This is a genomic window from Micromonospora zingiberis, assembly GCF_004331455.1.
Classification (GTDB): Bacteria; Actinomycetota; Actinomycetes; order Mycobacteriales; family Micromonosporaceae; genus Micromonospora; species Micromonospora zingiberis.
Genome location: NZ_SJJR01000033.1, coordinates 1 through 14447, shown reverse-complemented (window position 1 = coordinate 14447; position 14447 = coordinate 1). Strand labels below are relative to the sequence as shown.

General features: G+C 67.9%; 16 protein-coding genes and 1 pseudogene. 15 read left to right on the top strand and 2 right to left on the bottom strand.

The annotated features are described in order from the left end of the window. The first annotated feature begins 232 nt into the window (after positions 1-232). Both E0H26_RS27860 and E0H26_RS27855 read left to right on the top strand, forming a co-directional pair. Complete coding sequence (locus E0H26_RS27860; RefSeq protein WP_131309281.1) at positions 233-715, top strand: hypothetical protein; 483 nt, start codon at positions 233-235, stop codon at positions 713-715. Further along, positions 708-1034 (top strand): hypothetical protein, encoded by a 327-nt coding sequence (locus E0H26_RS27855; RefSeq protein WP_131309278.1) that lies wholly within the window; start codon positions 708-710, stop codon positions 1032-1034. The genes E0H26_RS27860 and E0H26_RS27855 overlap by 8 nt, the downstream gene beginning before the upstream one ends. A 37-nt stretch (positions 1035-1071) precedes the next feature. Here E0H26_RS27855 and E0H26_RS27850 read toward each other — a convergent pair whose 3' ends face one another. Both E0H26_RS27850 and E0H26_RS27845 read right to left on the bottom strand, forming a co-directional pair. Beyond that, entirely contained in the window at positions 1072-1416 is a 345-nt protein-coding gene (locus tag E0H26_RS27850; RefSeq protein WP_131309275.1) for a hypothetical protein, read from the bottom strand. 157 nt (positions 1417-1573) lie between these two features. Then, positions 1574-1891, bottom strand: a complete 318-nt coding sequence (locus E0H26_RS27845) for a hypothetical protein (RefSeq protein WP_131309272.1) — start codon at positions 1889-1891, stop codon at positions 1574-1576. Between the two features lie 487 nt (positions 1892-2378). Between E0H26_RS27845 and E0H26_RS27840 the strand changes: the two genes are divergently transcribed. The 13 genes and pseudogenes from E0H26_RS27840 to E0H26_RS27780 all read left to right on the top strand — a co-directional run. Further along, positions 2379-2930: a hypothetical protein gene (locus tag E0H26_RS27840; RefSeq protein ID WP_131309270.1), complete on the top strand. Its 552-nt coding sequence runs from the start codon at positions 2379-2381 to the stop codon at positions 2928-2930. Positions 2931-3571: 641 nt separating this feature from the next. Beyond that, the gene (locus E0H26_RS29480) at positions 3572-3841 is read left to right on the top strand and encodes a hypothetical protein (RefSeq protein WP_165522010.1); all 270 of its coding nucleotides are present in this window, start codon (positions 3572-3574) and stop codon (positions 3839-3841) included. Positions 3842-3939: 98 nt separating this feature from the next. Further along, positions 3940-4500, top strand: a complete 561-nt coding sequence (locus E0H26_RS27830) for an SAF domain-containing protein (protein ID WP_131309265.1) — start codon at positions 3940-3942, stop codon at positions 4498-4500. A gap of 2 nt (positions 4501-4502) precedes the next feature. After that, on the top strand, positions 4503-5300 hold the full coding sequence (locus E0H26_RS27825) for a CpaE/TadZ family protein (protein WP_131309263.1): 798 nt from the start codon (positions 4503-4505) through the stop codon (positions 5298-5300). Next, on the top strand, positions 5287-6822 hold the full coding sequence (locus E0H26_RS27820; protein ID WP_131309260.1) for a TadA family conjugal transfer-associated ATPase: 1536 nt from the start codon (positions 5287-5289) through the stop codon (positions 6820-6822). Before E0H26_RS27825 ends, E0H26_RS27820 begins: the two co-directional genes overlap by 14 nt. Further along, positions 6819-7712: a type II secretion system F family protein gene (locus E0H26_RS27815; protein WP_131309257.1), complete on the top strand. Its 894-nt coding sequence runs from the start codon at positions 6819-6821 to the stop codon at positions 7710-7712. Before E0H26_RS27820 ends, E0H26_RS27815 begins: the two co-directional genes overlap by 4 nt. Beyond that, positions 7709-8596: a type II secretion system F family protein gene (locus E0H26_RS27810; protein WP_131309254.1), complete on the top strand. Its 888-nt coding sequence runs from the start codon at positions 7709-7711 to the stop codon at positions 8594-8596. Before E0H26_RS27815 ends, E0H26_RS27810 begins: the two co-directional genes overlap by 4 nt. 21 nt (positions 8597-8617) lie before the next feature. Continuing rightward, positions 8618-8827: a hypothetical protein gene (locus E0H26_RS27805; RefSeq protein WP_131309251.1), complete on the top strand. Its 210-nt coding sequence runs from the start codon at positions 8618-8620 to the stop codon at positions 8825-8827. Positions 8828-8871: 44 nt separating this feature from the next. Further along, entirely contained in the window at positions 8872-9261 is a 390-nt protein-coding gene (locus tag E0H26_RS27800) for a TadE family protein (protein WP_165522009.1), read from the top strand. After that, complete coding sequence (locus E0H26_RS27795; protein ID WP_131309245.1) at positions 9261-9686, top strand: TadE/TadG family type IV pilus assembly protein; 426 nt, start codon at positions 9261-9263, stop codon at positions 9684-9686. Before E0H26_RS27800 ends, E0H26_RS27795 begins: the two co-directional genes overlap by 1 nt. Then, a complete protein-coding gene (locus E0H26_RS27790) occupies positions 9683-10114 on the top strand; it encodes a pilus assembly protein TadG-related protein (RefSeq protein ID WP_131309242.1) in 432 nt (143 codons plus the stop codon). Before E0H26_RS27795 ends, E0H26_RS27790 begins: the two co-directional genes overlap by 4 nt. 384 nt (positions 10115-10498) lie before the next feature. Continuing rightward, positions 10499-13279 carry a LysM peptidoglycan-binding domain-containing protein gene (locus E0H26_RS27785; RefSeq protein WP_240742424.1) on the top strand — a complete coding sequence of 927 codons (2781 nt, stop codon included), beginning with the start codon at positions 10499-10501 and terminating at the stop codon, positions 13277-13279. Between the two features lie 65 nt (positions 13280-13344). Then, positions 13345-13800: pseudogene (locus tag E0H26_RS27780) on the top strand (transposase family protein); the annotation flags it as partial. Positions 13801-14447 lie beyond the last annotated feature (647 nt).

Sequence of the window (14447 nt, the reverse complement as noted above, 5' to 3'; positions counted from 1 at the left end):
AGGCGTGGCATTTTTAGTAACCACGGTTATCGTCGCAGTGCTATCAACGGCTGCCGTCGTGGGACGCGCATCCTGGCTTTGGCTGCTGCTACTCATCGCATTGCCACTCACTGCCGCACCGTTCTACTTTTCCACACGGGCCGAGTTGGGTTGGCCCGTTGCGCGAGAGCGGGAAACCGGCGTCTCCTGTATGGACCACCGTCGGGTTAGGTCAACTAGCCTGTGGCTGTCCGTGCAACTTATCGAGATGTGGGTGATTCCGCGTTTCCTAAGCACGGAGCTGCTGGAGGCACGGAACCGACAAGATGCTGAGCAGGCGCTTCGCTACGCGCACCCTCTGCTCGCGGCGGAGTTCCTGGCCTCGGCGGAGAGACTTCGGGCGCTTCGCCTGAAAAATCCTGCCATGGGCGGCGAGGCCTCGGTTGGCGATGGCGCACGAGCCCCCGACAAAAGCGATGGCATACCCCTCTCGATGTCCACCTACCAGAGGTTGATCGAGAAGACTGATGTTATGCACGAGCTTCTGCGGGCAGAGCGGAATAGGCGCCGGTTGCGACACGCCCGCTGGGCGTACAGGCTGAACCTGCCACTCACCAAGGACGCGTCAACCAACTTCGCAGTCGCCCAAGCCAGCGATCGTGTCGACCGGTTCACCTCCGCCCTGTCTACTTACTTGCCAACGACAACGACGCCATCGGATGGCCATCATGTCTGAGCAGTCCGTACCAGTGTCAGCCCAGACGGCTTGGCCAAGTCTGCTCCCACCCGGCGTGATCGCCGAATGGAAGAAGGTGGATCCTGAGGCGCCAAAGGTGCTGTTAGAGCAGATAGCCGCAGATGCGAAGTTTATGCGAAGGATGGCATGGTCGCGGCTGGCTGCAGCTGTGCTGCTGTTTGCGGGCTCGCTGGCGCTGTCGGCGTACTTCGTTCAGACGCAGGCAGTAGAGACGGGCACCGTGACTGCGGGGGCCGGAACGATCACCGTGGTAACGATCCTGCTAACCGGCAGGCCGCCGATTCCGAAAAAAAGGTAAGCACTTCCGGCTCGGTCCTGGGCTTACGATAGCGCGGTCAGGTAGGCACTTCCTCGGGCTCACCATCGTCGTCGTCCCGTTCGAAGTTGCGCAACGTACGTCCCAGGGCCCGGATCATCTCCAGCCGGCACTGCCCCGCTCGGGTCAAGGTCAACGTCCGGTGGCCGTCGACGAACGTCTCTTGGGCGAGTCCGCTTTCTAGTAGGCGAGTTACGGTCCGGGTGATCTCGCCGTCGCCGATGCGACTGCCGGTCCATCCGGTGATGGCGCTGCCCAGCTCGCTGTATCGCAGGGGTCGGCCTTCACCCAGGCACACCAAGGCGCCAATGACATAGCGATGTTGGATAATGTCCCGAATCTCCAGAAGCTCTCCGAACTTCACCCCGCCCCCCGATACCCCGCCGCTGGAGTCGTTCGATGTCGGTTACCCGACAGCAAGGCAACAGTGTGCCGCTGGTGGTGTACCCGGTGTCAAGGGAAATGAGCGGAGAGTCGAATATTGCCGGGCGCATCTTCGGACAAAGCGGATCGAAGTGGGGTCAGCTGAGGGCTAGGTGCTCGGTGGCATGGGCGGGTGCCGTGAAGTCGATTACCTGACGCACCAAGTCGCAGACCTTGACGCCTTTGCCGGTGAGCGTGAGCAGGGGCTCTCCATCGTGGTCGGGCTCGGCCAGCTCGGTGACAACGCCTGCCTCCATCAAGGCCGCGATGGCTGCCTCGACGGCACCACTTTGGCTGCATGTCGCGGGGAGACTCCGGGGAGATCGCCCATCTCGGACGGCAAAGAGTACGTCGGCTATCAATGGGACGGCGAAGAAGTCGACCACGGACTGTAGTTCGCTGCGTTTTTCGGACATCCCTATCTGTCTCCCAGCGGGTACCAGCGGCATTCGGCGTCATCGGAGGCCGAGGCGCGATGAGCACAGTGTGACTGCGAGGAGGGGGCGGTACAAGAGGCAAGGTCTTCCAATGCCCGCCTGCGTGAGCTGCCGAGACACCCACCGAGAGTGAAGATCCCTCGCGTGGGGGCTGCGGTGCCGCGCATCGCGGCGGTCTGTTGCGAACGCACCCGAGAGCGCACACAGCCGAGTGCGTACAGCAGTGCTCGTTCGGCGGCGGCGTTCATTGCGGTACGTAGCGGCTTCCGATCATTTGCGCTAAGACCAATGGGTGCGTCCTACTGCGTGGGGAGGTGACAGGGATGCCCGCTGGCTCATGGCGCAGTCGTGGAACGAGGGCTCTCGGACTGCTGTCCGTCGGACCCGCCAGTGAAGCTGGTGAGGGGGCATCACTCCCACCGGTTGGTCCGGCTCTGCCGGGCCGCGCACGCAGGGAGGCGTCCAGATGACACGAATCGCCAAGATGATCAGCTCATTTGCCCTCGCGCTGGGCTTGGCGTACGCGCTCGCGGCTTGTTCCGGTTCGTCGAGTTCGGGCCCGGACGCCACACCGTCGGCTGTTCCGTCCACGGCGATGCCGTCTCCCGTGGACTCCGCTGAGGAGCAGGCTCGGCAGGATGTTATCGCCGTGTACGACGGCTATCTGGAGGCCTACGTCAAGGCGTCGGCCACCGCGGACTACCGCACGAAGGAGCTGGCCAAGTTTGTGGGTGAGCCGCTGCTGGGGCAGCTGCTCAACAACCTGCAGAACATGTCACGCAGCGGCGTACACAACGAGGGCCGCCCGACCTGGAGCCCGACGGTCACAGGGCTTCAGCTCGATGCAGGTGAGGCGGTGATCCAGGACTGCTTCGACTCGACGAACTGGAACGCCGTTGGCGGACAGGCCCCGCCCACCACCCAGGCGAAGCGGTATCCGGTGGTGGTGAAGGTCAAGCGGGTCAGCGAGAAGTGGTACGTGTACGAGTCGACAGCCCAACGAAGTTCGACATGTTGACGCCAATTCTGCGGGCCGCCGCAGCGTCCGGAGCGGCTCTCCTCCTGGTTGTCGGCTTGGCCGGTGCACCGGCCCGCGCCGACTACTGGGTCTGCCCGCCGATCGGGGACTGCTACGTCGAGGTCGAAGACCCTGGTGGTGGCGGTGCCGACAGCCCACCCGGTGCAGGTAAAGGCGGTGGAAGTCAGGAGTGCACCTCAAAGGGAGAGGCGGTCCCGTGCTGGCAAGCGGGGTGGGGGCACCTCAATCCGGCCGACGGTTGCTACTACATCGTCGAATCACCGCAGCCGCCTGCGGGTGACCCGGTCTGGGAGGGCCGTGAGCCCGACGAGGGCTCGGTCTATCGGCAGCGGTGCTACGGAGATCCCATCGGTGATCTGGTGTGGCGTGAGGACCCGCCGCCGGGAACGCCGGGCAGCTTGAGCCCGGCGCAGCTCGCGACCCGGGCCATCAGCGAGCTGCCAATGCGTGGTGCCCAGATTGGCATCAGCCCGAACCCGGACGGCGCCGGGCTGGTGGGCCTGCCGGTCTGGCTTTGGACTGCCGTGACACCGCAGACCTGGGGGCCCGTCACGGCGACCGCCTCAGTTCCCGGGATGTCCGTCACCGCCAGAGGCCAGGCCACCCGGATCAGGTGGGACATGGGGAACGGGCAGTCCGTCGTCTGCGACAACCCGGGCACGCCGTACAGCAAGGCGAAGAACAGCGCATCGGCGTCAACGACGTGTGGCTTCGACGGGTATGCCGGACCCAGCCGGACCCAGCCTGGCGGCCGGTACACGATCACCGCCACGACGACGTGGGAGATCGACTGGTGGGTCGCTGGTGGCGGTGTGACCGGGAGCGAGACGGTGACCCGTGAGGCGACCACATCCATCCGCATCGACGAGCTTCAGGTGGTGACCGGGTGACGTCCACAGCGGCTGGTGATGTGTCGGGTCGTCCCACGGCAGCGATTCCGCAGCGACGGGTGGTCCGCGAACGCAGCGTACGCCGGGGTCGTCTCGGGGTGGCGGTGGCCCTGATGGCGGTCTGTGCCCTCGGCGCGGTGGCGCTGTTCGGGTATGTGAGCCGTACTCAGCCTTACCTGGCGCTTGCTCGGGACGTGCCGGTTGGTGCTCAGCTCACCGCCGGTGACCTAGTGACGGTGCATCTCAATCCGAACCCGGGGATCGCCGGTGTGCCTCAGGACCAGGCGCAGGACATGATCGGCAAGTACACCGCGGTGGCATTGTTGTCCGGCACTCTGCTCAACCCGGGTGCCCTGGTCGACAAGCCGTTCCCTGCGCCCGGCGAGCAGGTGGTCGGCCTGTCACTCAAGGCAGGGCAGATGCCGTCGACGCCCCTGCGACCGGGCGCGACCGTGCTGCTCGTATCCACCGAGGAAGCGGCCCAGGGCGAGCCAGCTGCCGCGGCTCCTACGATCCGCGCGATGGTGGTGCACGTCATCGCGGGAACGCGGGACGGCACGGCCACGGTGTCGGTCGCGGTAGGGCAGAACGACGGACCCGTTGCCGCCCGGCTCGCCGCGCAGGGACGGCTGGTCCTGACCCTCACCGCAGGGGAATAGCCATGGCTCTGATCTCCCTAGCCAGCGCGAAGGGATCGCCGGGGGTAACGACTGCTGCTCTTGCTTTCGCCCTGACCTGGTCGCGCCCCGTAGTGCTGGCTGAGTGCGATCCGGCTGGTGGTGACATTGCGTCCGGCTACCTGCGGCACCTGGATCTGGACGGTGGACACGGTCTGATGCAGCTCGTGGTGGCCGAGTTGCGCGGCCAGGCCGGCGAACAGTTCTGGTCGCAACTGGTCGACCTCGACCCGCCTGCAGCGCGACGACTGCTACTTCCCGGTATCGCGGCGCCGGCGCAGGCGGCCAGCCTCGCCCCCAACTGGCACGGGCTCGCTGGCTTCTTCGCCTCGCTCGAACATGGCGTGGGCTTCGACGTCTTCGCCGACTGCGGACGGCTTGTCGCCCCGCACGCCCCGTGGCCGCTGGTGAGCCGCGCCGACCTGGCGCTACTGGTGGTCAGGCCGACGCTGACATCGCTCCGCCCGGCCCAAGCTGTGGTGCAGAACCTGCTCGCGGGCGCCGGCCCGGCGAGCGGCGGTCGGATCGGGCTGCTGGTCGTCGGCGATGGGGATTACGACGATCACGTCGTGGCTCGGCACCTCGGCGTACCGGTGATAGCCCGTCTGCCCGACGAGGCTCGATCCGCCCAGGTGCTTGCGCGCGGCGGCACTCTCCGGACCAAGTGGCCGTTGCTGCGTGCGGCGGCCACGGCCGAGCACCACCTCGTGGGAGCCATCGCCCACCGACGGGGCCGGTTCCGCCACCCTGGAGGCCAGGAGGCGGAACATGTCGACGTTTGAGCAGCCACGGTGGCGCGTACCCGCCGACGGACCACCCTCGACGCGGCGCGTCCCCAGGCCGACGCCGCACAACAGTCACACCAATGGCAGTAGTGCCGCGCTCGCCGTACCGGTCTCACCGGGCCCCGCGCCCACGGCACACGAGCCCGACTACTCCGTCATCCGGTCACTGCAGAACGCCGTCAGCGAAGAGCTGTCGCGACTGCTGGCGGGACGCGAGTCCGTCAGCCCGGCCGACCGGGAAGCCGAAGGGCGGCGGGTCGCATCGCGACGGGTCAGCGAGTACGTCGACCAGCAGCGGGTCAACGGCACCCCGTTGAGCCGACACTACGAACAGCGGCTGCTCGACGGGGTACTCGCCGCGCTGCTGGGCCTCGGCCGACTCGACCGGCTGCTGCGCGAACCCTTCGACACCATCACGATCCTCGGCTGCGACGGCGTCCGGGTCGAGCGCCCGAACGGACGCATCGACCTCGCGGCGCCAATTGCAGACAGCGATGAGGAACTTGTTCTGCTGCTGCAAGCTTTGGCCCGTCGGGCCGGCGGTACTGAACGGGCGCTGACCAAAGACAAACCCACCCTGAGTATGGAGCTGCCCGGCGGCCAGCGCCTCGCCGCGACGTACCTGGTGACGCAGCGGCCTGTCGCGGTCATCCGCAGCCATCAGATTCTCAAGGTCACCCTTGAGGAGCTCGTGACGCTCGACCAGGCCGACCCGAACAAGAGCGCCATGATCGACCCACTGCTGCGCGATTTCTTCCGCGCCGCGATGCGGGCGGGCCTCAACATCATGGTCGCGGGTGTGCCCGGCAGCGGAAAGACCTCACTTCTGCGGGCGCTGGCCAGCGAGATCCCGGCTGACGAGTGGATGATCACCATGGAGGAGGCACGCGAGCTCGGCCTGCACAAGACCGGACGCCACCCGTGGGCGGTCTCCATGGAGACGCGCGAGGGCCACGGTGAGCGCGGACCAGACGGCCGGCCGGTCGGGGAGATCACGCTCCACGACCTGATCCCGATCGGATTACAGCTCAACGCCCGCCGCATCATCGTCGGTGAGGTCCGGTCCCGCGAGATCGTCGCAATGCTCCAGGCGATGGGCACCACCAACGGGTCCCTGTGCACCATCCACGCACGCGAACCTGGTCTGGTCTTCGATCGTGTGGTGGAGCTTGCCCTCAGCCACCGCGACGAGCGGTCAGATCGGCGGGCCTATCTGCAGGTCGCCAATGCGCTCGACCTGGTCGTCTACGTCTCCTTGATAGACGAAAGCGCGATCGGCGGGCGCAAGCACCGCTTCGTGTCCCATGTGATCGAGGTTGGCGGCCTGGTGGAGGACGGCCGCCCACGCACCACTCACCTCTTCGGACCAGGGCCCGACGGTCGCGCCGTACCAATGCACCAGCCGGACCGGCTCAAGCAGCAACTCCTCCTCGCCGGCTACGACCCGACCGTCCTGACCACGTACCGCGGCCGAGGCGCCTGGCCCCGACCGCTACCACGTCTGGCCGTACGACCATGAATCCCCTCCTTGTCGCGGGCCTGCTCGGCGCCGGTCTCGTCGCCAGCCTGGTCCTCGGTATCACGGCACTCACCGGCACCGCCCCGGATCGCCCACCGTCCCGGCTGGCAGCGCGGGCGCGCTGGCTCTGGTACGGATCCGGCACCACCCGACAAGCCCAACGCCGCCACCAAGCCTGGATCGTCGGCGCGCTCGGCGCAGGAATCCTCGCGTGGATCGTCAGCGGGCTACCCGTGGCGGCCCCACTGGTCGCCCTCGCCGTCCCCGGCGTGCCCTGGCTGATGTCCGCAGGCCAGGAAGAACAACGCGCCATCACTCGCGTCGAGGCGGTAGAAGCCTGGACCCGCCGGCTGCGCGACGTGGAAGACTCCGGCGTCGGGCTCCAGGAAGCCATCGTCGACACCGCTCAAACCGCGCCGACCGCGATCGCCACCGAGGTCCAACTACTCGCGGCGCGCATCCAGGCCGGATGGGACACCGAGGCGGCACTCTACGAGTTCGCCGATGCCCTCCGAGATCCCGTCAGCGACCAGGTCGTCGTGGCGCTCGCGCTGCACCTCAGCGACCGGGGCGCCCGACTGACCGACGTATTGACCGGCATTGCGGAGGCAGCGACCGACGAGGTCGCGATGCGTCGAGAAATCTCATCCAAGCGGGCCCGAGCACGGTTCCAGATCCGGTTCCTGACCATCGGGTCGGTCCTGCTGGTCGCGTACGGACTGGCCAGTGGCCAGTACACCGCCCCGTACACCGAACCTCGGGGCCAGGTCGTACTCGCGATCCTGGCGTGCGCCTTCGTCGGCTGCCTCTGGTGGGCACGGACACTGAGCCTGCCGCCCGCAGAGGAACGCTTCATCGCGGCCGACACCAGCGCCCGGAGCGTGCCATGACGACCACCTGGATCGGCGTCACCGCCCTGCTCGGCGCAGGATTCGGCCTGGCTGTGTTCCTGGCCTTCCACGAGTTTCGTCCAGCCAGTCCGGCACTCGGGCCGGCGCTCGCCCGGCTGCAACCTCCGACCGGTGACTCCGCGACACCGACCGGAAGACCCAGCAGCATCAGCCGTCTCGCCGCGCGCCTGCACCGGATCATCCCCGCAACCGATCTGCGGCTGCTCGGCCGTACGCCGGAGGAGTTCGTCACCAGCCTGATCGTCGCAGGACTCCTCGGGCTCGCCGTACCGTCGATCATGCTCGGCCTGCTGGCCCTCATCGGGCGAACCTTTGGTACCGGGCTGCCGGTCTTCGCGGTGATCGGCTTTGCCGTCCTGCTCATCGTCATCGTCTACCGCGACGTCGGCCAGAAAGCGGTCATCGCCCGGCGCGAATGCCGCCGCGCCGTGTGCACATACCTCGACCTGGTCGCGTTGCAGCGGGCCGCTGGGCGCGGCACCGAGGAGTCGCTCACCCGAGCGGCAGGCAAGGGCAACGGCTGGGTGTTCGCGCGCATCCGGCAGACCCTTCTGCACGCCGAGCTTTCGGTCTCCGCCCCGTGGGACGGGCTGAAGCGGCTCGGGAACGACCTCGGCGTGCCGGAACTCGGCGACCTCGGCGACATCATGCAAGCCGCCGGTGTCACCGGCGCCCAGGTCTACCGGACGCTGCGTGCCCGAGCCACCTCGCTTCGCGCCCAGATCCGTACCGACGAGCTGGCCCGGGCCGAGCTTCGCACCTCCCAACTGGAGATCCCCGGTGCGCTGCTCCTTGTTGTGCTCATGCTGCTGGCCCTCTACCCCTTCGCGGCACGACTGCTCGACGCACCCACCGTCGACTAACCAACAGACCAGGAGGTCGCCATGGACGCGCCAAGGCAAGCCGTTTGGGTCGGGCACGCGCTGCGGATGCTCACCACGCTGCGCCGCGACGACCGAGGCGAGGTCGTACCGACCGCGATCATCTACGCCATCGCCGCAGTCGTCGCGGTCGCTCTGCTGACCGCCGCGTCCGACTACGTGTTCGGATGGATCGGACTCTGGCCGGACGCCGCAGCCCCGGCCACGCCATGACGAAACCACGGACAGGGCTCCTGGGCCGAAGATTCAGCGGACCGGTGGGGGACCGAGGCTCGACCAACATCGAGATGGCGATCCTCTTCCCGATCTTCGTGGTGATGCTCCTTCTCGGCGTCCAGATCGCACTGGTCTTCTACGGCCGCACGGTCGCCCTGGCCGCCGCGCAGCAGGGGGCCGCCGCCGAGGCGGCCTATGGCGCACCGGACGGAGCAGGCCATACCCAGGCCAGCGCATACCTCACCCGCATGGGCGACGTACTCACCGACTGGGAAGTGACGGTCACCTCGGTTACCGAGGGTGCCCCGGAGTCGACCGGGGTGCGGGTCACCGTCACGGGCAGGGCTCTCGGCTGGCTGGGCATGCAGTTCGAGGTCAGCCAAACCGCCTACAGCCCCGTGCAACGGTTCACTACGGAGAACGACTCGTGATGCGGGCACGAGACTGCGGCTCGGTCACCATCGAGCTGGCCATCCTCGCACCCAGCCTGCTGTTGGTCGCCAGCTTCGCCATGCTCGTCGGCCGGCTCGCCCTGTCAAACGCCGCACTCGACGCTGCGACCTATTCCGGCGCTCGGGCCGCGTCACTGGCCCGGGACGCATCCACTGCCCAGGGCCGAGCGGAATCCTCCATCCACGCCACCCTCGATGCACAGGACATCAACTGCCTCAACCTGATCGTCGACGTGGACACCACACAGTTCGCCCGTGACGTCGGCGAACCAGCAAGCGTCATCGTGACCGTCGAATGCCGCGTCGACCTCTCCGCCGGTGCCATGCCCGGCATGCCCACGTCCCGATGGATCACCGCGACCTACAGCTCTCCACTCGACCTGTTCCGGAGCAGAGCCGGATGACACACCGCCTTCTCGCAGGCCCTGCCGGTCGTGACGCCGGCCGAATCGGGCTGTTCTACGCCATCATGATGCCGGGCCTGATCGCGATGATCGGGCTTGCCGGAGACGGTGCCGGATACGTCCGCACCACCCAGCGCGCGAACAACATCGCCGCCGAAGCAGCGAGGGCCGGCGGGCAGGCGATCCGACTTCCCGAGGCCATCAACGGCGAAACGAAGACGGTCGACACGACCAAAGCGATCCAAGCCGTGTCCGCCTATCTCACCACCGCGGGCATCACCGACTGGCAGGCGACCGTCGACGACGACGGCCAACAGCTCACCGTCACGGTCACCGTGCAGTACGACCCGCTCCTGGTCGACGTCCTGCCGGGCGTCACGACCATCCCCGCACACGCCACCGTCACCGCAACACTGCTGGTGGGATGACCGATGACCAGACACAGTCCCTCCGCCCGGCGTACCGGTGCCGGGCTCCTCCACCGGCTCGTCGCTCAACTGAGCATCCTGGCCACGCTCGGCGGCATCCCGTACGCCCTGTATGCCCTCGCCGGAAACCCGCTGCCCGACCACATCCCCAGCTGGTCGCAGCTCGGGGAACTACTCACCACCCGCGACGACGGCGGGCTCTTCCTGACCGCGATCGCCTGGGCCGGCTGGATCGGCTGGACATCCTTCGCCCTACCGCTGCTCGTGGAGATCGTCTGCCATGTCTTCCGCTGGCGACCACCGAGACTCCTCGGCCTCGCCTGGCAACAACGTCGCGCCGCCGCCCTCGTCGCCGCGGCCCTGTCCATCGGTGCGGCACCAGCCGTGGCCAGCGCCAACGCGGTCACCATGCCGACAGCACCACCGGCCGCCACGGCGTACGGGCAGAACAGCGTCACGCTCACCTCCGCGCAGACCGTGACGCCGGACGCCGTCGTCAGCCATCGGCCCGCGACCGAGAGCAGAGCAACCTACGTGGTGGCCCGCGGCGACTGGCTCTACTACATCGCCGAACGCACCCTCGGCGACGGCGACCGCTACGTCGACATCGCCGACCTCAACCCAGAGATGAAGAAGGCGGACCCCCGCTTTCCCGATCACATCGTTCCCGGTCAACGACTCCGGCTCCCCGCCGACGCCGACGACCGCGGCTCCCGCCGCCACGCCACCGGCACTATCCGGACACCCTCGCAACCTCCAGCAGCCGAGGACGCGCCCACTCCGGAGGACACGCCCAGTCAGATCACACCCGCCACGCCGCCACCACCCACCTCTGTGCCAACCCCTGAGGCGTCCAGCGCACCGACGGCGATCCCCGATTCGACATCGACCACCCCCACCGCTGCGGCCGAGGAAAAGCCAACAGACGACGACAGCGACTTCGATGCCGTGCTACCCATCAGTGCAGCCCTCGCCACCGCCGGACTGCTCGCCGCGCTGCTGCTGATCCGCCTCACCCAACGCCGACGCCGGCAGCGTCAGCACCGGCGCCCTGGCCGTCGCATCCCCACACCCCACCCCGTCGCCGAACGACAAGTCCGCGCCGCCGCCCAACCCGTTGACGTCAACCGGCTCGATCAGGCGCTTCGCGCCCTGGCCGTCGGCCTACGCGACCACGACCCGGCCGACGTACCCGATCTTGCCGCTGCCTGGCTGTCCGGCGGCGAAGTCCATCTCATGCTGACCCAAGGCAACCCGTCAGCGCCGGCACCCTTCCAGGCCGACAGCACCGCGATGAGCTGGATGCTGCCCGCCGCAGCGACCCTCCCCGACGTGGACGACACCCTGGCACCCTTGCCGGTTCTCGTCACTGTGGCGTCCCGGCCCGGCGGCGACCACCTCCTCATCGACCTCGAACGCACCGGGCTGCTCGCCATCAGCGGCGACCCGGAACGCGCCGCCGACCTCATCCGATACATCGCAGCCGAACTGGCAACCAACCAATGGAGCGACGACGCCGAAGTCGTGCTCGTCGGCTTCGACCCCGTCGACGCGGAGAACCTGATCACCATCGGCGGTAACCGCATCACCGCGGCAACCTCCACCACTGAAGCGATCGAACGCGCCCGACGACGCGCCGCCGCCAACGCCAAGGCCATGACCGACAGCGGTATCACGTCCACCCTCGCCGGGCGGATCGGCGACATCGCCGCCGACGCCTGGATGCCGCACGTCCTCCTGATCGCCGACAGCACGGACGCCAAGGACCAGCTGACGACGCTCGAAACCGAACTCCGGTTGGCGGGCCGCTGCGGAGTCGCGGTCGCAATCGTCACCGACACGGCGACGACCTGGCAGGTCGAGGTCAGCAACGAAGGCAGCCTCGCCATCGACTGGCTCAGCATCACCAACACCACCGCCACCCGGCTACCGCGCGACCAACTCGCTCGCCTCGCCCCCGTTATGCGGGCCGCCCGCGCCGCCGCCCCCATCGTTGACGAGCAGGTGCCTGCCGCGCCCGAACCGGAGCCGTGGGCGGAAGGCACCGACGCGCACGGACACCTGCTCGACGACAGCGACGCTCCGGCGCAGGACCAGGACGAGCAACAGGAAGAAAACGGTGTACGCGGTGGCCCTGTCGCCGAACACCGGACGACGAACGAACGCGTACAGGAAGGGCTGCCGGCCGTGCCCGAACCCGATCGCACCCCGGTGTCCGCCCAAGCCGGCACCACCGCGACGCAACCAGTCGACATCCAGGCCCTCGCGCCAATCAGCGAGGTGGCAAGGTCCCGAACGACGACGCCGACAAGCAGCCGGGAACCCCACGACCCCACCCTCGACGAGGACGTTGACGCCTGGTACCGCCCTGATCCCTACCGCCCGAAGATCGCCATCCTCGGGCCGGTCGAGGTCGAAGCCGCCGGCGAGCCGCCCGACGAGCGCATCCGCTTCTACTCCGAACTGGTCGTCTACCTCGCGCAACGCGGCCGAGCCGGTGCCACAGGCGACCAGATCGACGACGCGATATGGCCCGAACGTGGCGTCAACGCCCGGAGCCGCCGCGTCGCCATCAGCAAAGTACGCCGCTGGCTCGGAGAGAGTGCAGACGGCGCGCAGTGGCTGCCGCCCAACGCCGGGCCGGACCGGCTCTACCGCCTGACCCCCGGCGTCCTCCTCGACTGGCAGCTGTTCCGCCGCCTCCGAGCCCGCGGCGAAGCCAGGGGAGCGGCAGGAGCAGAGGATCTGCGGCGCGCACTGGAGCTGGTCCGCGGCGAGCCCTTGGCAGGAGCCGAGCTGCCCTACTCATCGGGCTACCGTAATCCCTACACCTGGCTACCGGGCAGCGACGTGCAACCGCACAACCTCGCCTCCGCGATCGTCGACACCGCACACGAACTCGTGAATCTGTACCTGGAGAGTGGAGACACCAGCGAGGCGCGATGGGCGGTGGAACGAGCCTGGCTCGCAGACCCTGCGCGTCTCGACGACCACCCCTGGCTCGACGCCATGCGGGTCGCGCACGCGGACAACCGGTCAGCCGAACTCCGCGCCCTCCTCGACGACCTCGTGCGTACCCGCGAGGTAGAAGTCCCCGAAGACCTTTCCCCTGACACTTACGCTGCACTCCGCGAACTGGTCGGAAACCTGCTGAAAGTGAGTTAGCCCGTTCTTCGTAGAGCATGCCTGCCACCGCGCTCGCGCAATCATCATGACTGCTCGCCTGCTCACGCTGGCCGCCGCCGCTGCTGACTGACTCCGAACTGGTCTGCCTGGCCGTAGCGCAGGTCCTGCTCGGCGCCCGCTCCGGAGGCGCACTGGATCCGATACGCCCGTGTCCACCTGGCCGGCATGTTCCCGTACCTGCCACAGCGGCCGGGCTGCAAGCGACTCCGCGCCGCCCTGCCGTTGATCAAGAAGGTGATCCGGGATGTGGCTCGCGACAGTGACTTCTGGTTCGACAACCACTGGATCGTCGACTCCACCCCCATCCCCTGCGGCATGTCCCGCCCTATGGTCCAGCGCTCGGACCTGGCCGGCTGGGTCGGAAACGGCTCCTGCGCTTCGCGCTCCCGGTCTTCTGAGGGCTGAGGCTGTAGCTGGTGTGTACCCCGACCGGCATGCCGATCCTGTGGGCCCTGGCCAACCCCAAGATCGGCGAACGCGCGGTCCTCGCGGTGATGCTGGGGGCCGTCCCATGTGGCGAGGTCAAAGCGGTCAAGAAGCACGTACGCTAATCGCTGCCCACCCTGCCGCTGGCATGCATCGCCCAGCAGCGCACGTTGGCCTCCGTGGCCGGAACCTTGACAACTCCACGAACGCAACTCAGGCCGGTAAGCGGACGACTTGATCTAGGAACCCCAAGCGGTCACGCCGCAAGCATGGGGTTCCGAAGCTTCAAAAGGCGCAAAAGCGCACATGTTGCCTACCGGGGTCATTCGGTAAGCAATCAGCAGCAGCTATCTGCGCTGTTCACGAGCCCCTTCACCGACCCGCTGAGGTCGGTCTCCATTGCGGCGTCGACGAGCGGCTGGCGGCCGGCGAGGTCGGCCGGGGCCCTTCACCGACCCGCTGAGGTCGGTCTCCATTGCGGCCAGCAGTGCATCCGGGCGGGGCACAGGTCACACAGCGGGCCTTCACCGACCCGCTGAGGTCGGTCTCCATTGCGGCATGGCGTACGCGGCCACCGAACGCGCGAGGCTACGCGCCTTCACCGACCCGCTGAGGTCGGTCTCCATTGCGGCATGGCGTACGCGGCCACCGAACGCGCGAGGCTACGCGCCTTCACCGACCCGCTGAGGTCGGTCTCCATTGCGGCATGGCGTACGCGGCC